This window comes from Citrobacter sp. Cpo069, from assembly GCF_030332785.1.
GTDB classification, from domain to species: Bacteria; Pseudomonadota; Gammaproteobacteria; order Enterobacterales; family Enterobacteriaceae; genus Citrobacter; species Citrobacter portucalensis.
Window position 1 is genome coordinate 1 of record NZ_JAOWHD010000039.1, and the last position, 25,408, is coordinate 25,408.

At 53.1% G+C, this 25,408-nt stretch carries 23 protein-coding genes; 8 read left to right on the top strand and 15 right to left on the bottom strand.

Features of this window, described 5'->3' with window-relative positions; all coding sequences use genetic code 11:
• Positions 1-114: 114 nt before the first annotated feature.
• Together tnpA and yjcO are read left to right on the top strand one after the other, a co-directional pair.
• Positions 115-573: an IS200/IS605 family transposase gene (gene tnpA, locus OGY08_RS03655; protein ID WP_057069660.1), complete on the top strand. Its 459-nt coding sequence runs from the start codon at positions 115-117 to the stop codon at positions 571-573.
• Positions 574-735: 162 nt separating this feature from the next.
• Positions 736-1,419, top strand: coding sequence for a Sel1 family TPR-like repeat protein YjcO (yjcO, locus tag OGY08_RS03660; protein ID WP_032934129.1), 684 nt, complete (start codon positions 736-738; stop codon positions 1,417-1,419).
• 78 nt (positions 1,420-1,497) lie between these two features.
• On the opposite strand, the gene gltP is transcribed toward yjcO, so the two are convergent.
• The 7 genes from gltP to nrfA form a co-directional block, all read right to left on the bottom strand.
• On the bottom strand, positions 1,498-2,808 hold the full coding sequence (gltP, locus tag OGY08_RS03665; RefSeq protein WP_020996087.1) for a glutamate/aspartate:proton symporter GltP: 1,311 nt from the start codon (positions 2,806-2,808) through the stop codon (positions 1,498-1,500).
• Positions 2,809-3,152: 344 nt separating this feature from the next.
• Positions 3,153-3,764 (bottom strand): heme lyase NrfEFG subunit NrfG, encoded by a 612-nt coding sequence (nrfG, locus tag OGY08_RS03670; protein WP_057068918.1) that lies wholly within the window; start codon positions 3,762-3,764, stop codon positions 3,153-3,155.
• Positions 3,761-5,974, bottom strand: coding sequence for a heme lyase NrfEFG subunit NrfF (nrfF, locus tag OGY08_RS03675; RefSeq protein WP_286565697.1), 2,214 nt, complete (start codon positions 5,972-5,974; stop codon positions 3,761-3,763). The genes nrfG and nrfF overlap by 4 nt, the downstream gene beginning before the upstream one ends.
• A gap of 8 nt (positions 5,975-5,982) precedes the next feature.
• On the bottom strand, positions 5,983-6,939 hold the full coding sequence (nrfD, locus tag OGY08_RS03680) for a cytochrome c nitrite reductase subunit NrfD (RefSeq protein WP_048236342.1): 957 nt from the start codon (positions 6,937-6,939) through the stop codon (positions 5,983-5,985).
• A complete protein-coding gene (nrfC, locus tag OGY08_RS03685; RefSeq protein ID WP_003031761.1) occupies positions 6,936-7,607 on the bottom strand; it encodes a cytochrome c nitrite reductase Fe-S protein in 672 nt (223 codons plus the stop codon). The genes nrfD and nrfC overlap by 4 nt, the downstream gene beginning before the upstream one ends.
• Entirely contained in the window at positions 7,604-8,170 is a 567-nt protein-coding gene (gene nrfB / locus OGY08_RS03690) for a cytochrome c nitrite reductase pentaheme subunit (RefSeq protein ID WP_003826649.1), read from the bottom strand. The genes nrfC and nrfB overlap by 4 nt, the downstream gene beginning before the upstream one ends.
• A gap of 44 nt (positions 8,171-8,214) precedes the next feature.
• On the bottom strand, positions 8,215-9,651 hold the full coding sequence (nrfA, locus tag OGY08_RS03695; RefSeq protein WP_003826647.1) for an ammonia-forming nitrite reductase cytochrome c552 subunit: 1,437 nt from the start codon (positions 9,649-9,651) through the stop codon (positions 8,215-8,217).
• Between the two features lie 434 nt (positions 9,652-10,085).
• Between nrfA and acs the strand changes: the two genes are divergently transcribed.
• From acs to actP, 3 genes are all read left to right on the top strand, one after another.
• Positions 10,086-12,044: an acetate--CoA ligase gene (acs, locus tag OGY08_RS03700; protein WP_003826645.1), complete on the top strand. Its 1,959-nt coding sequence runs from the start codon at positions 10,086-10,088 to the stop codon at positions 12,042-12,044.
• A 242-nt stretch (positions 12,045-12,286) separates the two neighbouring features.
• Positions 12,287-12,601 carry a DUF485 domain-containing protein gene (locus OGY08_RS03705; RefSeq protein ID WP_003031750.1) on the top strand — a complete coding sequence of 105 codons (315 nt, stop codon included), beginning with the start codon at positions 12,287-12,289 and terminating at the stop codon, positions 12,599-12,601.
• Positions 12,598-14,247, top strand: a complete 1,650-nt coding sequence (actP, locus tag OGY08_RS03710; RefSeq protein ID WP_008786931.1) for a cation/acetate symporter ActP — start codon at positions 12,598-12,600, stop codon at positions 14,245-14,247. The genes OGY08_RS03705 and actP overlap by 4 nt, the downstream gene beginning before the upstream one ends.
• A 45-nt stretch (positions 14,248-14,292) precedes the next feature.
• Here actP and OGY08_RS03715 read toward each other — a convergent pair whose 3' ends face one another.
• Both OGY08_RS03715 and OGY08_RS03720 read right to left on the bottom strand, forming a co-directional pair.
• Complete coding sequence (locus tag OGY08_RS03715) at positions 14,293-14,982, bottom strand: LrgB family protein (protein WP_003031745.1); 690 nt, start codon at positions 14,980-14,982, stop codon at positions 14,293-14,295.
• Complete coding sequence (locus OGY08_RS03720; RefSeq protein WP_125363335.1) at positions 14,975-15,385, bottom strand: CidA/LrgA family protein; 411 nt, start codon at positions 15,383-15,385, stop codon at positions 14,975-14,977. The genes OGY08_RS03715 and OGY08_RS03720 overlap by 8 nt, the downstream gene beginning before the upstream one ends.
• A gap of 101 nt (positions 15,386-15,486) precedes the next feature.
• Between OGY08_RS03720 and OGY08_RS03725 the strand changes: the two genes are divergently transcribed.
• A complete protein-coding gene (locus tag OGY08_RS03725) occupies positions 15,487-16,377 on the top strand; it encodes a LysR family transcriptional regulator (RefSeq protein ID WP_003826636.1) in 891 nt (296 codons plus the stop codon).
• 75 nt (positions 16,378-16,452) lie between these two features.
• Here OGY08_RS03725 and OGY08_RS03730 read toward each other — a convergent pair whose 3' ends face one another.
• From OGY08_RS03730 to soxR, 4 genes are all read right to left on the bottom strand, one after another.
• On the bottom strand, positions 16,453-16,944 hold the full coding sequence (locus tag OGY08_RS03730; protein WP_125363336.1) for an REP-associated tyrosine transposase: 492 nt from the start codon (positions 16,942-16,944) through the stop codon (positions 16,453-16,455).
• A 574-nt stretch (positions 16,945-17,518) separates the two neighbouring features.
• Positions 17,519-19,165 carry a Na+/H+ antiporter gene (locus tag OGY08_RS03735; RefSeq protein WP_003826634.1) on the bottom strand — a complete coding sequence of 549 codons (1,647 nt, stop codon included), beginning with the start codon at positions 19,163-19,165 and terminating at the stop codon, positions 17,519-17,521.
• A gap of 157 nt (positions 19,166-19,322) precedes the next feature.
• The gene (gene ghxP / locus OGY08_RS03740; RefSeq protein ID WP_125363337.1) at positions 19,323-20,672 is read right to left on the bottom strand and encodes a guanine/hypoxanthine transporter GhxP; all 1,350 of its coding nucleotides are present in this window, start codon (positions 20,670-20,672) and stop codon (positions 19,323-19,325) included.
• Between the two features lie 608 nt (positions 20,673-21,280).
• Positions 21,281-21,739, bottom strand: coding sequence for a redox-sensitive transcriptional activator SoxR (gene soxR / locus OGY08_RS03745; protein WP_003826630.1), 459 nt, complete (start codon positions 21,737-21,739; stop codon positions 21,281-21,283).
• An 86-nt stretch (positions 21,740-21,825) separates the two neighbouring features.
• On the opposite strand from soxR, the gene soxS reads away from it, so the two are divergent.
• Complete coding sequence (gene soxS, locus OGY08_RS03750; RefSeq protein ID WP_003031731.1) at positions 21,826-22,149, top strand: superoxide response transcriptional regulator SoxS; 324 nt, start codon at positions 21,826-21,828, stop codon at positions 22,147-22,149.
• A gap of 2 nt (positions 22,150-22,151) precedes the next feature.
• On the opposite strand, the gene pdeC is transcribed toward soxS, so the two are convergent.
• Positions 22,152-23,738, bottom strand: a complete 1,587-nt coding sequence (gene pdeC, locus OGY08_RS03755; RefSeq protein WP_048236344.1) for a cyclic di-3',5'-guanosine monophosphate phosphodiesterase PdeC — start codon at positions 23,736-23,738, stop codon at positions 22,152-22,154.
• Between the two features lie 551 nt (positions 23,739-24,289).
• Here pdeC and OGY08_RS03760 point away from each other — a divergent pair.
• Complete coding sequence (locus OGY08_RS03760; RefSeq protein WP_003826625.1) at positions 24,290-24,571, top strand: YjcB family protein; 282 nt, start codon at positions 24,290-24,292, stop codon at positions 24,569-24,571.
• 65 nt (positions 24,572-24,636) lie between these two features.
• Here OGY08_RS03760 and ssb1 read toward each other — a convergent pair whose 3' ends face one another.
• On the bottom strand, positions 24,637-25,161 hold the full coding sequence (gene ssb1, locus OGY08_RS03765) for a single-stranded DNA-binding protein SSB1 (protein WP_003826621.1): 525 nt from the start codon (positions 25,159-25,161) through the stop codon (positions 24,637-24,639).
• Positions 25,162-25,408 lie beyond the last annotated feature (247 nt).

Sequence of the window (25,408 nt, forward strand, 5' to 3'; positions counted from 1 at the left end):
GGTTCCGGAAAGCTTTCAGCTTTGGGCCAGTTATTAAAACCCCTTTTGATTTGTTAAAACACCTTGCGGTCTGGCAACTGCAAGGGTTAAACAAGAAATCAAAAGGGGGTCCCAATGGGGGACGAAAAGAGCTTAGCGCACACCCGATGGAACTGTAAATATCACATAGTTTTTGCGCCCAAATACCGAAGACAAGCATTCTACGGGGAGAAACGTAGGGCGATAGGCAGCATCTTAAGAAAGCTGTGTGAGTGGAAAAACGTGCGGATCCTGGAAGCGGAATGCTGTGCAGATCATATCCATATGCTTGTGGAAATCCCGCCCAAAATGAGCGTATCCGGTTTTATGGGTTATCTGAAAGGTAAAAGCAGTCTGATGTTGTATGAGCAGTTTGGTGATATGAAGTTTAAATACAGGAACAGGGAGTTCTGGTGTCGTGGGTATTACGTAGATACGGTGGGTAAGAACACAGCAAGGATACAGGAATACATAAAGCACCAGCTTGCAGAGGATAAAATGGGCGAGCAGTTATCGATCCCTTATCCGGGTAGCCCGTTTACGGGCCGTAAGTAACGAAGTCTGATGCAAATGTCAGATCGTATGCGCCTGTTAGGGCGCGGCTGGTAACAGAGCCTTATAGGCGCATCAGAAAAACCTCCGGCTATGCCGGAGGATATTTATTATGCATATAATCTCTCTATACTGTTCATTCCCTACACTAAATCTAAATATAAGATGAAACGACTTTTCGCCTTGATGGTGTTAATGACATGCTTTGTCCATGCCGAAGAGCCCGGTAGTCAGTTTTTGAAAGCCGCCGAGTCCGGAGACAGACGTGCACAATATTTCCTCGCTGATACCTGGTTTAGCTCAGGCGATTTGGGTAAAGCGGAATATTGGGCGCAAAAAGCCGCCGACAATGGTGATGCCGATGCTTACGCATTGCTGGCACAGATTAAGATTACTAATCCGGTCAGTCTGGATTACCCCCAGGCCAAAACGCTGGCGGAAAAAGCGACCCAGGCAGGCAGTAAAACCGGGGAAATTACGCTGGCGCGTATTCTGGTCAACACTCAGGCTGGACACACCGATTACCCCAAAGCCATTACCTTGCTGCAAAACGCCTCCGAGGACCTGGAAAACGACTCCGCCGTCGACGCGCAAATGCTGCTTGGGCTGATTTACGCCAACGGCGTGGGTATTCCCGCAGACGATGAGAAAGCGACGTGGTATTTCAAGCGTAGCTCAGCCATTTCCCGCACCGGCTATTCCGAATACTGGGCCGGGATGATGTTCTTAAACGGTGAGCAGGGTTTTATCGTGAAGAATAAACAGAAGGCACTGCACTGGCTGAATCTGAGCTGTACGGAAGGATTCGATACCGGTTGCGAAGAGTTTGATAAGTTAACCAACGGGTAGTCGTTGTAGGCCTGATAAGCGTAGCGCCATCAGGCAACCCGGAGCAGGTTGCCGGATGGCGGCGTTGCCTTATCCGGCCTACAAGGCAGTCTTATCAAACTTACCTAATACTTCGCGCTCATAGGCCAGCGCTTTTTTGCGGTCAAATTTGTGTTCCCACTTGGAGATAACCAGCACCGCCAGTGCGTTACCCACCACGTTCAGCGCGGTACGCGCCATGTCGAGGATACGGTCAACACCGGCAATAAACGCCAGGCCTTCCAGCGGGATCCCCACGCTGCCCAGCGTTGCCAGCAGCACCACGAATGATACGCCCGGCACGCCCGCAATCCCTTTCGAGGTCACCATCAACGTCAACACCAGCACGATTTCCTGCCACAGCGACAGGTCGATACCATACAGCTGCGCAATAAAGATCGCGGCAATACTCTGGTACAGCGTTGAACCATCAAGGTTGAATGAGTAGCCGGTCGGCACCACAAAGCTGGTGATTGAAGCCGGTGCGCCATAGGCTTCCATCTTCTCGATAATACGCGGCAGTACGCTCTCGGAGCTGGCGGTAGAGTAAGCCAGAATCAACTCGTCTTTCAGAATGCGGATCAGGATCCAAATGCTCAAACCGCAGATACGCGCGACAATCCCCAGCACCACCAGCGCGAAGAACAGGATGGCAAAGTGCACCAACAGCACCAGCTTCGCCAGCGGCCACAGGGAGGCAAAACCGAAGTTTGCGACGGTAACGGCAATCAGCGCGAAAACGCCGACTGGCGCATAACGCATAACCATGTGGGTCACTTTAAACATGGTTTCGGAAATAGAGCGGAACACGGTAACCAGCGGCTCGCGGTGAGTGGCTGGCAGGGAAGACAAACCTAAACCGAACAGCACCGAGAAGAAGATAATCGGCAGCATATCGCCTTTTGCCATCGAGGCGACGATATTGGTCGGCACCAGTGACAAAATTGTCCCCATCAAACCATGCGCGTGGCTCTGTACTTCTGCAGTCGTGCTTTGATATTTCGAAATATCCACGGTCGCCAGTTGCGACATATCAATCCCGGAACCCGGCTGGAACACATTAGCCAGCGTGATCCCAAGGATAATCGCCACGGTGGTGATCACTTCGAAATAGAGAATAGTTTTGGCGCCAATGCGGCCCAGCTGTTTTGCATCACCGACTCCGGCGATACCGACAACCAGCGTAGAGATGACAATGGGCACAACGATCATTTTGATCAGATGGATAAAGATATCGCCCGCCGGTGACAGCAGGTTTACAACCAGCCATTCACGGCTGTCACTATGGTAATGCAGGTAACTCCCTAGCAGAATGCCCAGCACCATGGCGATTAGAATCTGCCATGCCAGGCTGACTTTCAAATTTTTCATAACAACGGACTTCCTCGATGGAGCGCTATTCCACATGCGGTGTGTGGGAATAGTACATACTGAAAGGGTATGAATTGTGTTGCGTTCGTTTATGGAGTTTTTTAACGCTTATTATCATTATCATCTGCATGGCATTCCGCGCAACCCTCTAAGAACAGGGCTTTTTGCTGATTTTATGCATAAAAATGCAATTTTATCGCGGTATTGATGAATAACTTTTTGTTATAAAAGAATTTTAATATGTTCAAAAATGAAGAAGTCATGGTGTGAGTTTTTTTCGCCAATTTGTTCGTTTGCCTGTTTTTTAAACAGGCCAAATGATACAAATCACAAAAAAAACAAATTTATTTTTGCCGATTCTGCAATAACTTCGCCATATTAATAGAGTCAACGAGCTGTGCCCGGTTCACCCTAGGCGAGTTTAAATCCATAACCTTTTGCCACACTGAAATAGCCTGGGCGTAGTCTGCCTGCATAAACGCATCTGAGGCTAACAGCATCAGCGCTGTGACCTCTGCCGGATCCAGCGCCAGAGCCTTATCAATCATCTCGCGAGTGGGTGGCGTCATATGTTGTCCGGCCTGGTAATACAATACCGTTGCCATCGCTGAATAGATCTCAGCATTTTCACCGCCGACACGCAGCGCCTGCTCGTAGGCCAGCAGCGCATTATGATACGCGTTTTGCCAAAGATAGTACTCCCCGAGTTGCGCCCATTTCACGCCGTTCTGGGGATTAGCGCGAATCTGCGATTGCAGCAAAAGCAACTGTTTTTCCTGAACATTCTCATCGGAGAAAGCATGTAAAGGGTCCGCCAGCCGCGTCTGCTCCTGACGAACCGCCTGCCATTTTGGCGTCAACAAGTAGCCTCCAATGCAGGCCACAACCATCAGCACCGCCGCAGCGGTCAGCCGCTTCACAGGCATTGGGCGTAACAGCGGTTCGGACTGGTTCATTGTTCACCTGCCTCCGTATGCTGACGTCTTCTCACTCGCCAGACCACCACACCTACCAGCAATAACAGCAGGCACGGCAACGCCCACAGCAGCAGCGTTTGCTCATTCAGCGGCGGATTATAACGAACGAAGTCACCGTAACGCTCGGTCATCCATGTCGTGATCTCAGCTTCGCTTTTCCCTTCCGCCACCATGCTATAAACCTGATGGCGCATACTGACCGCTACCGGCGCATTGGATTCCAGTAGGTTTTGGTTCTGACACTGTGGGCAGCGAAGCTGGCTGGCAATGGACAGCGCTTGTTCCTGCTGTTGCGGATTTTCAAAGCGCCAGGTATCCACAACCTGGGCATGGGTGGTAAAAGGTAGAAAAATCAGTAAAGCCACAAGTAACATCGTTTTGCCGGATGGCGGCGTGAACGCCTTATCCGGCCTACCATGCTTTTCACTCGTAGGCCTGATAAGCGCAGCGCCATCAGGCAATAACTCTGGATGCTTCCTTCCTCGCCATGCGCTCAGCAGCGCGCCAAAGACCATTAATAGTCCCCCACCCCAAATCCAGCGCACGCCGGTCTGCACGTACAAACGCATGGCATAGCGGTCAGGTCCGGTTTTTTCACCCATTACCGCGTACCAGTCATGCATCAGATTCCAGCGGATCCCCGGCTCCATCATCTGTTGACGTCGCGCGGCATAGAAGCGCCTTTCGGGTTGCAGGCTGCCAATACGTTTCTCATTGTGCCACAGCGTGATCTGCGCTTTTTCACTGGTGTAGTTACCTTTGGCTTCCAGGTCGAGACGCTCAAAACGGAAAATGTAACCCGCCAGTTCAACCTGCTGCCCAGGGCTCAGGTTCAGGCTTATCTCCTGACGGCTACCGCTGGAAAAGACGATCCCCGCCGCAAACACCAGCACCCCAGCATGCGCCAGCAGTGCCGGAAGCTGGATGCGGAAAGACACGTTGCGGCTTCTGACCGTTGCCAGTACGATAACCAGCAGCATCAGCAGGCCAAAGGGCAGCGTAGCGCGGTTAAAGTACGGTGCGCCTACGGAGAGCCGTCCCCAGCCGAACAGCCCGTAAATCATCGGGTAGAGCGTGCCAATCAACACAATCAGCAGCACCGCACTAAAGAGCAGCAGCGCAACCAGAATCAGCATCTCGCGTGACCAACCGCCAAAACGCGCATTCTGCCGGACTTGCTGGCCCCGCCAGGCGTACAGCCCGAGCGACGCCAGACTCAACACGGTAAACAGCGCAAACAGCGGCGCGGCGCGGACGTTATCCAACGCGAAAGCATGCACCGAAACGAGAATGCCGGAACGTACAATCAGCGTCCCAAGCAGCGATAAAATCAGCGTGACGATCGCCAGTAGCAGCGACCAGTGGCGGAAGATTCCGCGCTGGCGCGTGATATACAGGCTATGCAGCAGCGCGCTGGCGGAAAGCCAGGGTAATAAGGAAGCATTTTCAACCGGGTCCCAGAACCACCAGCCGCCCCAGCCCAGCTCGCAATAGGCCCACCAGGAGCCGAGGATAATCCCCAGCGTCAGCGCGCACCAGCCGGGCAGCGCCCAGCGCCAGCACACCCAGGCGCTCTGCGCATTAAAGTCACCACGTAGCAGCGAGGCCAGCGCCACGCCTGCCGCCACCATCAAACCACCGTAACCCAGGTACAGCAGAGGTGGATGGAGGATTAACCCGAGATGTTGCAGCATCGGGTTAAGGTCGCGCCCTTCAATGGCTGGCGGGAAGATACGCACAAACGGATCGGACCATACCACCACAAACAGCAGCAGCAGGGCCGTTATCATTGAAAGGACGCTGAGCGTCAGCGGAAACAGCGCGTCGGTATCACGCCGATAGCGTAAAGCGAACAGCGCGCTCCAGCCGGAAAGAAACAGCACCCACAGCAGCAGCGATCCTTCATGACCGCCCCACACCGCCGCCAGTTTTAATCCCCACGGCAGCAGACTGTAGCTGTGCTGAGCAACGTAGACCACCGAAAAGTCGCTGGTCAAAAAGCAGAATACCAGAATGGCAAAAGCCAGCAGTAGCAGGGTAAATTGCGCCCACACGCCCACCGTTGCAAGGCGCATCACCCCTTGCCAGCGCTGGCGGACACCCACCAACACGGCAAGCGGGGTCAACACGTTGACCCCAAGGCTTAATAACAGCGCCAGAAAACCGGCTTCAGGAAGGAGAACGTCCAGATATCACCTTACGCAACGGTTAGCTGACCCGCATAGAGTATAAAAAAACGCAGCAGCAGTACGCCGGTCAGGCTGGCGCCGCAGACTGCCAGCACGCCATGAAACGTCGAACTGCGGTTGGCCCAGGGTTTTAGCAGCATCGGCAGTATCAGCCCAAGCCCAGCCACGCCAAGCCAGAACCACCAGGTCCAGAATCCACCGCCCAGTGCCGCCGCCAGCGCGCGCATTTTGCCGTCATCGCCCAGCGCCAGACCGACGAAGAACGCCGCCAGCAGGAAGATCTCCAGCCATACCACCGGGACTTCCATACGATGCACAAAGTGCGCTTCGGTACTGTGCGGGTTGCTACGATGGCGTAACGCCATGGCGATCAGCGCCACCGCGGCGCCGGAGGAGATCCCAGAGAACAGGAACAGCACCGGCAGGATCGGGTTATTCAGGAACGGGTAAGATTTCAGCGCCGACAGCAGAAAACCGGTGTACGCCCCGAGCAGGACCGCCAGCACCAGCATTAACGTCTCAAGCGCGCGATGAAACGGCGCGACCAGCGTCAATACTTTCTGCACGATACCTAACCGCGGCAGCCAGCGCTGTTGCAGAGCAATTACCTCTTTTTCAAAGATTTTTGCCAGCCACAGCACTAACACCACCATGTACAACTGGAACAGCATGACCCCCATCGACATCACCGAAGTGAAGCTGTAGTGGAACATCAGTTTCCAGAAGGTCCATGGACGCGTCAGGTGGAACACCAGAATTAACAGACCGAGGATAATCGCCCCCGGCCCTAACACCAGCGTAGTGCGCAGCAGCGTGCTGTCCGAACCGCCCGCCTCCGGATGGAAGCGACGCAGCAGAATCGCCAGCGTGACCAGTCCGGCAGAGATACCTATCAGGAACAGATAGATGGCAATGGGCCAGTCCCACACCAGTGATTCAAAATGAAATGCAGAAGCGGATGTCATTGGCTCACCTCCCCAAATTTAAAGGGAACGCGGTAGACCTTCGGTTTTGTACCCAACGCCAGCTTGTAACGGTAGGTCGTTTTCTGCTGCAACAAACGGGAGATATCGCTGTTGGGATCGTCCAGATTACCAAACGTCAGCGCCTTCGTCGGACATGACTCAACGCAGGCGGGCTGTTTGCCCGCTTTCAGGTTGGTTTTCCGGCAGAAATCGCATTTATCCGCCGTTTTGCTCACCGGATGGATAAAGCGCACGCGATAAGGACACGCGGCAATGCAGTACTGGCAGCCAACGCAAAGGTCCGGGTTCACATCCACAATGCCGCTGGCGGCATCACGATACGATGCCCCCGTCGGGCAGACGTCAACGCAGGGAGCGTGGTCGCAGTGCTGGCACGAGTGACGGAAGAAGCGATACTTCACATCAGGAAACGTTCCTTGCGGCTCACTGCGAATAATCGTCAGACGCGATACGCCTTCCGGCACGTTGTTGACTTCGCGACAAGCATCCATACAGGCCGTACAGCCGATGCATAATGACTCATCATGTACCATACCGTAACGCACGCCGTTGATGTTCAGCGTCTTCGCCACAACGCGCCCCGCCGTCCCGCTCACTGCCACCAGCGCGCCGACGCCGGTGATAAACTGGCGACGAGAGCAACTCATGGATGCTCCTTAAGCAACGGAATCGACGCCGGGTTAAAGTTCGGATTGTTACGCTGATCGCTGTGGCAATCGACGCAAATCTTGATCCGTCCTTTATCGCTCAGCGTTTGCATCGTGTCTTGCTTCGGATGCAGTGAGTGACAGCTGGCACACGCCACTTTGGTTACATGGACATCGTGCGGCCAGAACGCTTTTTGCAGCTGCTCAGGCAGGTGACAGGACATACAGACGCTGTTCTGCTGCTCCACGTTGTACATCGGCTCATTAAAGCGCATCACATCTTTCACCCCTTCACGGTGGTTCGGTGATGGCTGGCCGTGACAGTTAGTGCAGGTGACCGGCAGTTTGTTATTCGGGTTGATGACTTCCGCATGCTTACCATGCATGCCTTCGGTATCCGGCTTGTGACAGTCCAGACAGGCAGCATCCGGATTACGCTGTTGGGTAACCGTCCAGCGTTGATCCGACTCCTGCGGCGTTGGCGTGGCAGTGATTCCACTCAGGCTCCATAACAAGCCTGACGCCAGCACCCCAGCAGTTAATAACGAACGTAATACGCTCATATTCACTCCGTTGAGTTATCCGCCCCTTGCGGGGCGAAATGGGGTTATTGGCTTAACAGACCGTTTTTACGCGCCTGATCTTCCCACTGCGGAATCACCGTTTTGATGAAGTCCTGCTTCTCAGCATTGATTTGCTGCATGTTGAGACCAATCGCCGCCTGGGCTTTCTCTTTGGTCGAGATATCCGGCAACGGAATTTCATGCGTGATGCCTTTGGTCGCCAGCAGACGGACCAGTTTGGTACGCGCGTCGGCGGCTTTATCCATTGCGCTACCCAGCATCCGCAGACCTTCTTCCGGGGCGTGCATATGAATGCCGTGTGAGGCGATAGACAGGTCCCAACGCCATTGTGCGTGACGGATATCTTCCAGAATCGGCTTCATTTCCGCTTCAGTCGCGCCCGCATCCCATGCGGCTTTCGCTTCGAAGTGCGCACGAACCAGCTGATCTTCAACTTTGATTTTCAGGTCATGAATAGCCTGTTTACGCTCGGCGACCACTTTTTGCAGGGACGCTTTGTCCTGGGTGTGGCAGTTCGCGCAGGTCTGAGGGAAGTTGTCGAACGGGTTACCAATCTTATGGTCGGTATAGATCTTGCCTTCCGCGTTTTGCACTTTCGGCATGTGACAGTCGATACAGGTCACGTTGTTCTTGCCGTGAATGCCCGCGCTCCAGGTTTCATACTCCGGGTGCTGCGCTTTCAGCATCGGCGTTTTAGACAGGGAGTTGGTCCAGTCAGAGAAAGCAATGTTGTCGTAGTATTTCTCCATGTTCTCGACTTTCATGCCGTCGTCCCACGGGAACTTAACGGCTTTGTTTTTACCGTCGAAGTAGTATTCCACGTGGCACTGGCCGCAGACCATGGATTGCTGGTCAAAGCGACCGGCTTTCTCAAACGGTTTACCGATGGCTTCCATCGCGCGTTCTGCATAAGGACGCGACAGGGTCAGTTCTGGCTTGCCTTTGGCGAAGTCTGGTGACGCGGTATTATGGCAATCCGCACAACCGAGGTTGTTAACAATTTCCGGACCGCCGCGCGCCCATTTACCGTGGAAGTAGCCATCTTCACCGTCTTTCTGGATAAGACGCGCTACGTCCGGGCTTTTACAGCTCCAGCAGGCCATCGGCAACGGACCATCTTCTGCCGTTTTTGGTGCGCCGGTACGTAAGGTTTCACGGACATCGGTCACGGCATACGCGTGTCCCCGCGGTTTGTTGTAATCGCGCGAGAATGGGTATCCCGCCCACAGGATCACCAGACGCGGATCTTCTGCCAGTGCATCTTCACGGGCTGATTGCTCAGACGTGGCTTTCCAGGAGAGATATTGATCGGGATGCTGAGGTGCGAAGGTTTCATTCTTCGCTTCAACGGTGACGGTTTTTGCAGGTACAGAAGTTTGTTCAGCGTGAACAGCAGAAATAAATAATAAAGGTAATAACAGGCTGAAGAAACGGCGTACGCGTGATTTTATCCTTGCCATAGGGGTCTCATCCAGATGACGCCATTATCTGCAATGGCGGTTCTTTTATTGTTTTCCACAACAGCAACCACACGAATACTGTCATGACATTGCTCCACCCTATTTGTAACAAGAAACCACACTGAAAATGTTGTTTTTAATCAATTGTAAGTGTATGTAAAATACCACTTTAGAGTTATAACACCCCTCTAATCTCTCACTCTTTTGTCTAATTCAGAGACAGATCACCTTTTCAACTATCCTTTAGATAACTGCATGTTATCGCGAGATTTAATCAATTTTTGCTAGTTCCCTTCAAAATTCAGTTTGTCGCTAATTTGCACAATTCGTTTATTGCGTGATCTGCCGCGCAAATACTAAACAAAACTCTCAAAGCCCCTACATTTAACGTTTATGAGACATATTATTAACATCCTACAAGGAGAACAAAAGCCATGAGCCAAATACATAAACACGCTATTCCCGCAAACATTGCGGATCGTTGCCTGATAAATCCGGAGCAGTACGCAGAGAAATACCAGCAATCCGTTAACGAACCCGACACATTTTGGGGCGAGCAAGGAAAGATTCTTGATTGGATCAAGCCGTACAGCCAGGTGAAGAACACCTCCTTCGCACCAGGCAACGTGTCTATTAAATGGTACGAAGACGGCACCCTGAACCTGGCCGCAAACTGCCTTGACCGCCATCTGCAGGCAAACGGCGATCGTACCGCCATTATCTGGGAAGGCGATGACGCTACCCAAAGCAAAAACATTACCTATCGCGAGTTGCATCGCGATGTCTGCCGTTTCGCCAATACGCTACTGGATTTAGGCATTAAAAAAGGTGACGTGGTGGCCATTTATATGCCGATGGTGCCAGAAGCTGCGGTTGCCATGCTGGCCTGTGCCCGCATTGGGGCCGTGCATTCTGTCATCTTCGGTGGTTTCTCACCGGAAGCCGTCGCCGGACGTATTATCGACTCCAATTCACGCCTGGTGATCACCGCCGACGAAGGCGTTCGCGCCGGACGCGCTATCCCACTGAAAAAGAACGTGGATGATGCGCTGAAAAATCCAAACGTAAAAACCGTTGAACATGTGGTCGTCCTCAAACGTACCGGTGGTAAAACGGAGTGGCAGGAAGGCCGTGACCTGTGGTGGTCCGATCTTATTGAGAAAGCCAGCTCAGAACACCAACCGGAAGAGATGAACGCGGAAGATCCACTGTTTATCCTGTATACCTCCGGTTCAACCGGCAAGCCAAAAGGCGTGCTGCACACCACCGGCGGGTATCTGGTCTACGCTGCAACCACCTTTAAGTACGTGTTTGATTACCATCAGGGCGATATCTATTGGTGCACCGCTGACGTGGGTTGGGTAACCGGACACAGCTACCTGCTGTACGGCCCGCTGGCCTGCGGCGCAACCACGCTGATGTTCGAAGGCGTACCAAACTGGCCAACGCCTGCGCGTATGTCGCAGGTTGTGGACAAGCACCAGGTCAATATTCTGTATACCGCACCGACCGCCATTCGCGCACTGATGGCAGAAGGCGACAAAGCGATTGAAGGTACTGACCGTTCGTCGCTGCGTATCCTGGGTTCCGTTGGCGAGCCGATCAACCCGGAAGCGTGGGAGTGGTACTGGAAGAAGATCGGCAACGAAAAATGCCCGGTCGTCGATACCTGGTGGCAGACCGAAACCGGGGGATTCATGATCACCCCACTGCCGGGCGCTACCGAGCTGAAAGCCGGTTCTGCAACCCGTCCGTTCTTTGGCGTACAGCCTGCGATTGTCGATAACGAAGGTAATCCACTGGAAGGAGCGACGGAAGGTAACCTGGTGATTACCGACTCGTGGCCAGGCCAGGCGAGAACGCTGTTTGGCGATCACGAACGCTTTGAGCAAACCTACTTCTCTACCTTCAAGAATATGTACTTCAGCGGCGACGGCGCGCGCCGTGACGAAGATGGCTATTACTGGATCACCGGACGTGTGGACGATGTGCTGAACGTCTCTGGCCACCGTCTGGGAACGGCTGAAATCGAATCAGCGCTGGTGTCGCATCCGAAGATTGCCGAAGCCGCGGTGGTGGGAATTCCGCATAATATTAAAGGCCAGGCGATCTACGCCTACGTCACGCTGAATCACGGTGAAGAGCCGTCACCTGAGTTGTACGCCGAGGTTCGCAACTGGGTGCGTAAAGAAATTGGTCCGTTGGCAACGCCAGACGTGCTGCACTGGACCGACTCACTGCCGAAAACCCGCTCCGGCAAAATCATGCGCCGCATCCTGCGCAAAATCGCGGCGGGCGATACCAGCAATCTGGGCGATACCTCGACCCTCGCCGATCCTGGCGTCGTGGAGAAACTGCTCGAAGAGAAGCAGGCCATCGCGATGCCATCATAACAAAGTCCTGAAAATGCCGGATGGCGACGCGAAAGCGTCTTATCCGGCCTACAAATCTGACCCTACCCTCTCTTCACCGGGAGGGAAATATAAAAAACCTCCCCCAAAGGATTTCGTGTTACAGGAAGGCGGCAAGCAAGCACATCCCCAAGAGCATAGTTCACTATGTGACTGGGGTGGGCAAGTGCGGCCAACGAACTTGTAGCACGAAAGACGCAGGGGGACCTCTGGAGAGCTCTGTGATGAATGACCAAATTTATCAGCGGATAGAAGACAGTGCGCGTTTCAGGGAGTTAGTAGAAAAACGGCAACGGTTTGCCACCATTCTGTCCATCATCATGCTGGCAGTTTATATCAGCTTTATTTTATTGATTGCCTTTGCGCCGGGCTGGCTGGGTACTCCGCTACACGCGGGAACCAGCGTCACCCGCGGTATTCCGATTGGGGTCGGTGTGATCCTTATCTCTTTCATCCTGACCGGGATCTACATCTGGCGGGCAAACGGTGAATTCGATCGCCTGAACAATGCGGTTTTGCACGAGGTTAAAGCATCATGAAGAGAGTCCTGACGGCGCTTGCCGCCACGCTGCCCTTCGCCGCAAACGCGGCGGATGCTATTAGCGGTGCAGTCCAACGCCAGCCAACCAACTGGCAGGCGATTATTATGTTCCTGATTTTCGTCATCTTTACGCTCGGCATTACCTACTGGGCGTCAAAGCGCGTACGTTCGCGTAATGACTACTACACCGCTGGCGGTAACATCACCGGTTTCCAGAACGGGCTGGCGATTGCGGGCGACTATATGTCGGCGGCATCTTTCCTCGGGATTTCCGCGCTGGTCTTTACCTCCGGTTATGACGGGCTGATCTATTCACTCGGCTTCCTGGTCGGCTGGCCAATTATTCTGTTCCTGATTGCTGAGCGTTTGCGTAACCTGGGTCGTTACACCTTTGCAGACGTTGCGTCTTATCGTCTGAAGCAAGGGCCAATCCGTATTCTGTCCGCCTGTGGTTCCCTGGTGGTGGTTGCGCTGTATCTGATCGCCCAGATGGTTGGTGCAGGTAAGCTGATTGAGCTGCTGTTTGGTCTGAACTATCACATCGCTGTCGTACTGGTTGGCGTGCTGATGATGATGTACGTTTTGTTTGGCGGCATGTTGGCGACCACCTGGGTACAGATCATCAAAGCCGTACTGTTGCTGTTCGGTGCCAGCTTCATGGCCTTTATGGTGATGAAACACGTCGGCTTTAGCTTCAATAATCTGTTCACCGAAGCGATGGCGGTACACCCGAAAGGTTCAGCCATTATGAGCCCGGGCGGGTTGGTAAAAGACCCAATCTCCGCACTGTCGTTAGGTCTCGGCCTGATGTTTGGTACGGCAGGCTTGCCGCACATCCTGATGCGCTTCTTCACGGTTAGCGATGCCCGTGAAGCTCGTAAGAGTGTGTTCTACGCCACCGGTTTTATGGGTTATTTCTACATCCTGACCTTTATCATCGGCTTTGGCGCGATCATGCTGGTTGGTGCAAACCCTGCGTATAAAGACGCTGCTGGCGCGCTTATCGGCGGTAACAACATGGCGGCGGTTCACCTGGCGAATGCGGTGGGCGGTAACCTGTTCCTCGGCTTCATCTCAGCCGTGGCGTTTGCCACCATTCTGGCGGTGGTTGCCGGTCTGACGCTGGCGGGCGCATCGGCAGTGTCTCACGACCTGTACGCCAACGTGTTCCGCAAAGGCGCCACCGAACGTGAAGAGCTGCGAGTCTCGAAAATCACCGTGCTGGTGCTGGGCGTGATTGCCATCGTGCTCGGCGTGCTGTTCGAAAACCAGAACATCGCCTTCATGGTCGGCCTGGCGTTCGCCATCGCGGCGAGCTGTAACTTCCCCATCATTCTGCTCTCTATGTACTGGTCGAAACTGACCACGCGTGGCGCAATGTTGGGTGGCTGGTTAGGCCTGCTGACGGCAGTGGTGCTGATGATTCTTGGTCCAACGATTTGGGTCCAGATCCTCGGTCACGAAAAAGCCATTTTCCCGTATGAGTATCCGGCGCTGTTCTCCATCAGCGTAGCATTCCTCGGGATCTGGTTCTTCTCTGCCACCGACAACTCAGAAGAAGGCAACCGCGAACGCGAGCAGTTCCGTGCTCAGTTCATCCGTTCCCAGACCGGGTACGGCGTAGAACAAGGTCGCGCGCACTAACTTCCCTTCTCCTCCGGCTTTCGGGCCGGAGGATTACATCCTTTCTCAGAACATCAGCCTCGCCACCAGCGGTGCCACCAGCACCATTACCACGCCGGAAAGCATCATCACCAGGCTGGCAACGACCCCTTCCTGCTGACCGAGTTCATAAGAGCGTGCCGTGCCCGCACCGTGCGATGCTGCACCAAATCCTGCACCTTTCGCCATCCCTTCACGAATAGAAAGCCGTAAAAACAGCACATCGCCGACCGCCATACCAAATACGCCGGTCACCACCACGAACAATGCCACCAGGTCCGGCTGCCCGCCCAACGGTTCTGCCGCCGCCAGCGCAAACGGTGTGGTGACGGAGCGCACCGCCAGACTGCGTTGGATCTCATCAGGCAACATAAACAGGCGCGCCAGCCATACGGAACTGGTGACGGCCACCAGCGTTGCCGTTACCACGCCCGCCGTCAGCGACATCCAGTGACGCTTAATCACGGCAAGGTTGTCATACACCGGAACGGCAAACGCGATGGTCGCCGGGCCTAACAGCCACAGCAACCAGTGCGATTCACCAATATAGTTTTGCCAGGAGATATGGCCAAAAACCAGCATCAGCACCAGCAGGGCTGGGGTGAGAACTAATGGCATCAGGGGTAATTTACGAAAACGGCGATACAGACGCTTATTGGCAAAGTAGATACCCAGCGTAATCACCAGACACAACACGCTTAACTGGAAATTACTCACGGTTTAGCCTGCACATTTCATAGCGATACACTTTATCCACCACCCACGCCGTTGCGCCAAGCACCATCAGCGTACTGATCGCAATCACGGCAAATATACGCCAGCCATCAACCAGCAACAGCTGCGTGTAGTTCACAACGGCGACCACCGCCGGAACAAAAAACAGCAGCATTTCAGCCAGTAACCAGCGTGCACCTGCGCGGATCCAGTTCAGCGGGATAACCCGGCAGACAATTAACGCCAGCATCAGCACCATCCCGACCAGGTTGGCAGGAAGCGGCAGATGCAGCCAGGAGACAAGATATTGAGCAAATACAAAGAGACCTGCGTACAACAGAACCTGAACGGGGATCTGGAGTCGATGAATAACAGCAGGCGTCACGCGGCTTATCGCCACAGCCATGAGGGTATGTCCTTAAAAAATAGAGAGCGCCAGTATAGAGAGCCCCCGTCCAGGACTGAAATGAATTAAACTCATTGCAGGCATAGTCTTAAGGAATAATCATGGATATCAGAACGCTGCGCTATTTTGTTGAGGTGGTTCGTCAGCAGAGCTTTACCCGCGCAGCGGAGAAGCTTTTTGTCACCCAGCCCACCATCAGCAAGATGTTGAAGAACCTTGAAGACGAGCTTAACTGCACGCTGTTAATCCGTGACGGTCGGCGACTGCTGTTAACCGACACCGGGCAGGTCGTTTTCGAACGCGGCCTGGCGATCCTTGCCGAGTTTCGCCAGCTTGAAGCGGAACTCAGTGACATTAATCACCTCAACAAGGGCGTGCTGCGCCTCGGTATCCCGCCCATGGTGGGGATGTTAATGGCTGGGCCGATCGGCCTGTTTCGCCAGCGCTATCCCGGCGTTGAGCTGAAGGTCTCTGAATTTGGCGGCTTAACCGTTCAGCAGGCGGTAATGAACGGTGACCTGGATGTCGCGATGACCGCGCTGCCGGTTGAAGAAGAGAGCGGTCTGGCAACCTTACCGCTTTTTAGCCATCCACTCTGCGTGTTGGTTCCTCGCTCCGGCCAGTGGACAACGTGCGAATCCATTCCCCCCGAGGCGCTGGCGGAACATCCGCTGCTTATCTACAACGAAGATTTCGCGTTGAGCCGCCAATTGCTTGAGCTGTTTAGCCAACACAACGTCAAGCCCCGCATCGCGGTGCGCAGCGGGCAGTGGGATTTTCTGGCAGCAATGGTACAAGCCGGAGTTGGGATTGCCATTTTACCGGAGCCGATTTGCCAGCGGCTGGATAAGCAAACGTTGCGCTGGATCCCTCTGGAGAGCGACTTACGCTGGCAGTTGGGCATGATTTGGCGCGAAGGCGTTTATCTGTCGCACAGCGCCCAGGCGTGGCTCAAATGCTGTGAAGGGTTTTGGCTACCGCAAGCGTCGTAAAATGCCGGATGCGGCTAACGCCTTATCCGGCCTACAACGGTATGCCGGTGTTGTAGGCCTGATAAGCATAGCGCATCAGGCACGTTCACCCGCATTAAAATCCATGATTTCACCTGCCCAATCTTGCGGGTACAAACCGTGCCTCACATCACGATGAAATGTTGAAAAAGGCCAGTCCTGTACCTGTTTTACCCAGCCGTGCTTCACAGGGTTAATGTAAATATAATCAACATGCTGGCGATAATCATGTTCATCACGGATGGTGTGCTCCCAAAAGCGAGATTGCCAGATATGTCGGGAAGACAATGAGTGGGTGAAATGCTTCTTAATTTCTCGCCAGCGAGAGGAATAATCCGCATCATTGCCAGGTAACGTCCATATACAATGCATATGCTCGGGTAAAACGACCCACGCATTGATGCGAAAAGGCCTAACCTTTTTGATCGCAGCGATTGCACACCGAAGCGCGTGAATGTTGTCTGTCAGAAGGTGGCTTCGACGGTCCTGCAGATTTACCGTAAAAAACCAGGTTCCCCCATTGATGTAATTTCGTCGATAGTTGGACATGTTTCCCCCTTTTCTCAACCGTATGGAGAAAAGAGGGAATCGACAAGAGGGATGGATTCGTTCAGGAATGTCGCTCGCAAATTACACGATGAATAATTTCTTGCAGCCAGTTGCGCGCCATTTGGCCCACCTTTCGCCGGATGCGGCTAGCGCCTTATCCGGCCTACATCACTATTGCCGGTCTTGTAGGCCTGATAAGCGTAGCGCATCAGGCACACCCTTCGCCGGATGCGGCTAGCGCCTTATCCGGCCTACATAGCTATTGCCGGTCTTGTAGGCCTGATAAGCGTAGCGCATCAGGCACACCCTTCGCCGGATGCGGCTGACGCCCTATCCGGCCTACATCACTATTCCCGATCTTGTAGGCCTGATAAGCGTAGCGCATCAGGCACACCCTTCGCCGGATGCGGCTAGCGCCTTATCCGGCCTACATCGCTGTTGCCGGTCTTGTAGGCCTGATAAGCGTAGCGCATCAGGCACACCCTTCGCCGGATGCGGCTAGCGCCTTATCCGGCCTACATCGCTATTGCCGGTCTTGTAGGCCTGATAAGCGTAGCGCATCAGGCGCTATCGTTTACTGATTCTCAATCAACAGCGCTTCCAGCAAATCCAGGTCGTGCAGTAGTTTTTGCAGCGTTTCATTGCTGATTTCACGCGTGGCGCGCAGGTGATAAAGCTCCGCGCGTTCTGAACGCAGCGCTGCCAGGCGGAAACGTCGCTCGAGGTTTTCTTCCTGCATCGAGCTTTCCACATCGTTGCGCCCGTCGGCGCGTCGGCGCAGGTTACCAATCACGCGTGAACTCACCTCGGTGAGCAACTGGTTATCGATGTTCTCTTCGGTGTCTGCGGCCAGTCGCTCCTCCATTTTCTGGATCGCGACAATCGCCACTTCTGCCGTGGCGGCGCGGGCAATACGTTCCTCTTTCTGCTGCTGCGAGTGGTCTGCCACTTCCAGATGTTGTAGCAGAATCGGCAGCATCACCACGCCGACAAACAGCGAAAACAGGATCACGCCTGCGGCAAGGAAGATCAGCTCATATCGCGCCGGGAAGCCGCTACCGTCCGGTAACAACAGTGGAATGGAGAGCACACCAGCGAGAGTAATTGCCCCGCGTACACCGGCAAAAGAGGCGATCATGATTTCACGCGTCGTCCAGGATCCAAACTCCATCGGTTTTTTCTTCAGGAAGCGCAGACTGAACTTTTTCATGGTCCACAGCCAGCCAAAACGCACCAGCATTAGCGCCACGTAAATCAGCACGACATCGGTAAACAGCATCCAGATTTCAACATTCGGATCGGCCTCGGCCGCCGCCAAAGAAGACTCCAGAATTCCCGGTAACTGTAGCCCTAACAGCAAGAAGACCATGCCGTTAAATACAAACTCCAGCATCGCCCAGGTACTGTTAGCACGTAAACGCATCGCCAGTGGCGCGCGGCGCATCACCCCGGAACGGGTGATCGTCATCCCGGCAGCGACCGCCGCGAGGATACCGGAAACGCCGATATGTTCCGCAATCAGGTAAGACGCAAACGGCAGCAGGAACAGCAGGACGATTTGCGTTGCCGGCTCGTCACCGCCCCAGCGGCTGAGGAAGCGCAGGGAGCGGCCGTACAGCCAACTGACGACAAAACCAGCCAGGATGCCGCCAATCGCCACTTTGAAGAACTCAAGCGTTGCGCCACCAACGGTGAATACCATTGTCCCCATCGCCACGGCGACGGCAAACTTCAGAGAGACCAGACCGGAGGCGTCGTTCATCAACGCTTCGCCCTGCAGGATACCCATGATTTTCTTCGGTATACGTCCCTCTCCCACAATGCCGGAAAGTGCGACGGCATCGGTTGGCGATAGCACAGCAGCCAGCGCAAAGGCTGGGATGAGAGGGATCCCCGGCACCAGCCAGTAAATCATAAATCCAATGCCGACCACCGTGACCAGCACCAGCGCCAACGCCAGGCCGAAAATCTCTCGCCCGTGCTCGAGAAACTCACGCGTTGGCGTCTTCCAGCCATCGGCAAAGAGCAGCGGCGGGATGAACAAAACCAGGAACAGCTCAGGATCGAATTCCACATGCAAACCAAACGTCGGCCACGCCAGCAAGGCGCCGATGGCGATCTGCATAAGGGGTAAAGGAAGTTGGAAGGGCAATACGCGAGTAAATACCCCCGACAGCGAGACCACAAGGGTCATGATGAGTATGGTGAAAAAGATTTCCATGCGTTCCCTGTTTGCGATGTTTCTTATGATTGCTAATGAGAGGCGTCGTGCCTCAATTCTATCTAATTGAGAGTAACGCAAAAGACAACGAGTGTGTTCTGAAAATGAAAACGGGCGGCCAAAGCCACCCGTTTTTAGGATCGTCAGGAAATCAGAATCAGATAGCCCAACCGCCGGCGTAGAAGGCCACCAGCGCGATGGCGATCACCACGGTGCCGATGTTCAGTTTGCGCCATTCACCAGAAACGATGCGGCCAATTACCAGGGTCGCAAAGCCAATCATGATGCCGGTAACGATGTTACAGGTCAGCACGATAAATACGGCCGTAACCAGTCCCGTCATCGCGTCGACAAAGTCAGCGAAATCGATTTTCGCGACGTTGCTCAGCATCAACAGACCCACATACATCAGCGCAGGTGCCGTTGCGTACACAGGTACAAGATAAGAGAGCGGAGAGAGGAACAGGATCAGCAGGAACAGTACGCCAACGGTGATCGCTGTCAGGCCAGTTTTACCGCCTGCCGCCGTACCCGCTGCGGATTCAATGTAAACCGCCGCCGGAGCTGCACCCACCAGACCAGAGAACACACTGCTCAGGGAGTCAGTGGTCAGCGCCTTGCCACCGTCGATAATCTGTCCGTCTTTATCCAGCAGATTCGCCTGTCCGGCTACCGCGCGGATGGTTCCGGTTGCATCGAAGACAGCGGTCATGACCAGCGCCAACACGCTCGGCAGGACAATCGGGTTCAGTGCCCCCATGATATCCAGGCTGCCGATCAGCGAATTGCCGTTTTCATCACTCAGAGACGGCATGGCAAAAATGCCGGAGAAATGCACGGCCGGGTCGAAAATCAGACCAACCACGGAAATACCGATAATGGTCAGCAGAATGCCACCCGGTACTTTCAGTTTTTCGAGGCCAATAATCACCGCCAGACCAATCAACGACATAATGACCGGGAAGGTATCGAAGTCACCCAGCGCAACCGGCAGGCCGTCCAGCGGGTTCTTAATTACCAGACCGACACCGTTTGCCGCAATCAGCAGCAGGAACAGGCCGATACCAATCCCCGTACCATGCGCAACGCCCTGCGGCAGATTGCGCAGGATCCAGCTACGGATACCGGTCGCGGAAATGATGGTAAACAGGACACCCATCAGGAACACCGCACCCAGCGCAACGGGCACGCTAATATGTTGGCCCAGCACCAGGCTGAATGCGGTAAATGCGGTCAGAGAAATGGCGCAACCAATTGCCAGCGGCAGGTTTGCCCACAGGCCCATCACAATAGAACCGACGCCCGCGACCAGACAGGTCGCCACAAATACAGCAGCAGGTGGGAACCCGGCTTTACCCAGCATCCCCGGAACCACGATAACGGAGTAGACCATGGCCAGGAAGGTCGTTAATCCGGCAACGACTTCCTGACGAACGGTACTGCCGCGGAGCGAAATTTTAAACCAGGCGTCGAGTGAACCGCCGGTACGCGCTGAAGGCGTAGACATAGAAAACATCCCCTGAGAGTTTATTTTTTCGTCATTATGCGTGCTGGACAATCCACTGCCTGCTAAACGTTTTCTCCATGTGCCAGGTTTGCGTCAATAGGGGTGTCGCAAAAAAGCAAACGTTTAGCTCCGCGCATAAAAAACGGGTGGTAAAAAAAAGCAAACGATTATCCAGCGATCATACGCTGGTTTTCAACTGAACTTTGCCGCTTTTTACTCATTTCTTCTTATAACGCGCAAGAAATAACCAGTCGATGCGCAAACGTTATCGTCAATGCGCAATTTGGCAACAAATTTCGCGGAGTTATTACAACATCGGCGTGTTTATTTCGCGCAACTCGCGCAAGAAAACAGGTGAAGATGCGTAAAATTTTTTGGCTAAAAAATCACCATTTCACTGGCAAATGGAGGGAGGTGGCTTACACTTACATTATCAACACAGGCCGGAACCTCCCCTAATGTGCTCGACTGAGGGGTGTTGATGTCGGGGGAAACCCTCCCGTGAACCAGCGGGATAGAGTGAAAGACAAAGACCGGAACCAAACTAAAGCGCCCTCTGTGGCGCTTTAGTTTTATATCCTTCATACCCGTCACATATTTTAAACCAATTAATCATCTTCCAGCAGGCGCGCTCCGGTCCCCTGCTCGCCAAGCTGATCGCCAGGGTTACGCAACGGGCAATCGCTACGTGACAAGCATCCGCAACCAATACACCCATCCAGCTCATCGCGTAGCGCCACCAAAGTATGGATGCGTCGGTCCAGTTCTTCACGCCATTGCGAAGAGAGCTGCTTCCACTCTTTGGCACTAAGCGAATGCCCCTCAGGTAATACCCCTAACGCGTCACCGATCGTGGCCAGCGGGATCCCGATGCGTTGAGCAATCTTGATTATCGCGACGTAACGCAACACATCACGTTTGTATCGGCGCTGATTGCCGCTGTTGCGCATGCTACTGATTAACCCTTTGCTTTCATAGAAATGCAGGGTCGATACCGCCACGCCGCTACGTTTGGCGACTTCACCTGGTGTGAGCAGCGCTTTTATCCGGGGTAATTTCTTTTCCATAAATCGCTTTACCTCAAGTTAACTTGAGGAATTATACTCGCCCACAGACAAAACGACGAATCGAATACTGAGAAAGAGGCAGCCCTATGTCCCATCAGCAGATTATTCAGACCCTTATTGAATGGATTGATGAACATATCGATCAACCGCTGAACATTGAGGCGGTGGCGAAAAAATCAGGTTACTCGAAGTGGTATTTACAAAGAATGTTCCGCACGGTGACGCGCCAGACCTTGGGTGACTACATCCGCCAGCGTCGACTTTTGCTGGCCGCCGTTGAACTGCGGACAACTGAGCGACCTATTTTTGATATCGCGATGGATCTTGGTTATGTGTCGCAACAAACCTTCTCGCGTGTGTTTCGCCGCGAATTTGATCGTACTCCCAGCGACTACCGCCATCGTCTGTAAGATTATTGCCCGCTCTGCGTCAGTATGGCGGGCGACCGTTGTATCCAGTGCATGAACTCCTGCGGCGGCAGCGCCTTCGCAAAATACCAGCCCTGACAATACTGTACGCCGCGTTCAAGCAGCCATTCGATTTGCTCCTTCGTTTCCACACCTTCCGCAATCGTCTTCAGGTGTAAGCTTTGTGCCATCTCAATAATATGTTCGGCAATCAAGTGACTGGTGCTGTTAGTGGATAACGTGCTAATAAACGATTTGTCGATCTTCAGGATATCGACATTCAGCGCTGACAAATTATGCAGATTGGAATATCCCGTGCCAAAATCATCAAATGCCACTTCATAACCCGCCTTGCGGAACGCCTGGATTACGGGGGTCATTTTATGAACATCTATAAACCCACGCTCGGTCACTTCGACTTTAATTTGCTGGGCCGCCACGGAGTACTCACGATTTTTGTCGTTAATCAGAGCAATCAATCGGGATGAATGAAAGTCAGAAGCGGAAAGGTTAATCGATATAGAAAGCTGAGGATGCGCCGAAAGAAAATACCCCAAATCGTTGAACACCTCTTCAACGACATAATCCGTGATCCGCTCAATCATTCCCTCTTTTTCAGCCAGCGGAATAAACTCCGTCGGGCTCATCACCTCACCTTTACAGCCCGGCCAGCGCAGCAGAGCTTCAGCGCCAACACATTGACCGTTCTTGATATCAATAATCGGCTGGTAATGCAGGCAAAGCTGACGTTTTTTGATCGCGCGTTTTAATAAGCGCCGGGGAGATAAGTATTCCTGGCGCGTGCGCCACCACATTAGCAGTATCAGGATGCTGCAGATAATCCCGAAGGGAATGGTTAATGCCGCCTCGTGATAGAAAATCTGACTTACGCGGTTGTCTGAGGTCGACACAATAATCGCAATTGGACGTTTTTCTGAATGCACGATGGTGTAGAAGCGATCGTCTTGTTGAAAGGTCGATGCTTCACCGCGTATGAGCGGCGCGAATTGCGCAATATTTGCCGCTTCACTAGCAGAGAAAAACGTATCTGTTACTGTGTCATACACGCCCCAGGAGAGATCCGGATCATCTGACATGACTTCGCTGTAGGACAATGGATTGATGACTGCTACGTAGTTCCCGCGTTGCATGTACGTCATTCTGTAGCCAGCGAAAAAAGGGGTATCGCGGTAGTAATAGATGGCGATATCCGGCGTACGTTTATAATCGGCTGTCGGCATAATATAAGTAACAGGCGGCGCCATCGACGTAGAGCACAAAAAGTGATCGCCCTGCGCATAAATTAGCTCACTGATATATAAACGACCGCGAATAATATTTAGCATACTTTTCTGATGTGCCGGGGTACACATCTTACCCTGATACAACTGGGCCATATCACGCGCCAAATCAGCTTGTAGGATCACCAATTCTGTTTTATTTAACACCAGTTGAGCAAAAGAGCGGAGTTGGCTATGGGTTTCGGTCATCGCCCGGATGTGCGCAAACCATATCGCCAGCACCACGGGGAACAATACCACCATGAATGTTCCCAGGAACTTCAGCATCTTGCGTCGCGCACTGTGATTCATGTCAGCCCTATTTCCCTGTTTCGTATATGCCAGAACCCATCAAGGCAGGATGCTATAAACACCGACTGATTAAGTTGCATGAATCTATCAGTATTAGCAACAGACTTCTCTATGTAAAAGTCTGATAATAGTTGATGATGATATTATTTTTCCGTAAGGCAAACTTAAAGTTATGCTTATTTCATAACGTTATTATCCCCACGGAGTAATTTTTTATGAGCATTATCCTGGCTGCATTTAAGAAATTCATTAATTTTTTTAACGTTTAATTTAGGATAAATATAACAAGCAGACTAAATGCATGTTTAAAACATGGTTATTTATTATCAACTCTTCATTAAACAAAACCACACACCTGGAGTGGTTATAAGCCTACAAAAATAACGGCCAATACTGGTGAACAAACGACCAGATGTGATATAGTTCACAAAAATCATGTAACAGAAACAATGTTTCATTCATGTTATTGCCCGTCGATAGCCAGAGTATCACACCCTCGGTGAACACCCCCGCGCTGTCCTGGGCATCCAGACTTTCTGAGGACGTTTTTCATGGCGACAATAACAACTGGCGTGGTTCTTCTGCGGTGGCAACTACTCAGCGCGGTGCTGATGTTTTTAGCCAGTACGCTCAATATCCGTTTTCGTAAATCAGATTATATTGGCCTGGCCGTCATTAGCAGCGGTTTGGGGCTGGTTTTTGCCTGCTGGTTTGCGACTGGATTGCTCGGCATAACCTTGGTGGATATGTCCGCTATCTGGAAGAACATTGAAACCGTAATGGTTGACGTGATGAGCCACACACCGCCAGATTGGCCGATGGTGTTGAACTGATAACAAAATTGCATATGGCTACCCCAGTCTTGAGGTAGCCATTATTTCAGCGTAACGCAGTAGGATTAGAACGGAATATCGTCGTCGAAATCCATCGGCGGCTCGTTAGACGGCGCTGCCGGAGCTGACTGTTGCGGACGAGACTGCGCGCCGCCGCTGAACTGGTTGCCACCCTGCGGCTGCTGAGGTTGACCCCAACCGCCCTGCTGCTGACCGCCACCTGCCGGAGCACCACCACCCTGACGACCACCCAGCATTTGCATGGTGCCGCCAACGTTAACCACAACTTCTGTGGTGTACTTTTCTACGCCGGACTGATCGGTCCATTTGCGGGTACGCAGCTGACCTTCGATATAGACCTGAGAACCTTTACGCAGATATTCGCTGGCCACTTCCGCCAGTTTGCCAAACAGCACAACACGGTGCCATTCAGTCTGCTCTTTCATTTCACCGGTCGCTTTATCACGCCAGGATTCGGAAGTAGCCAGCGTAATGTTGGCAACTGCGCCACCATTCGGCATATAGCGTACTTCCGGGTCCTGGCCCAGATTACCGACGAGAATCACCTTGTTTACGCCTCTGCTGGCCATGATCGTGTCTCCTGAAAAACGTTACTGAATAAGTGTAAGCGCGGGATTGTAGCATTTCCAATAGCGCTTTTACTACGTTGCGAAGTTGATTCCAGTAAACAACCCCAGCCAGACATTGTTGCACAGACGTCTGCGTTTTGCATTCCAATACTGTATATCCATTCAGGTCAGGTTGTGTCATAATTAACCGTTTGTGATCGCCGGTAGCACCATGCAGCCAGGCAAAAAAGCGTTTAATCCGGGAAAG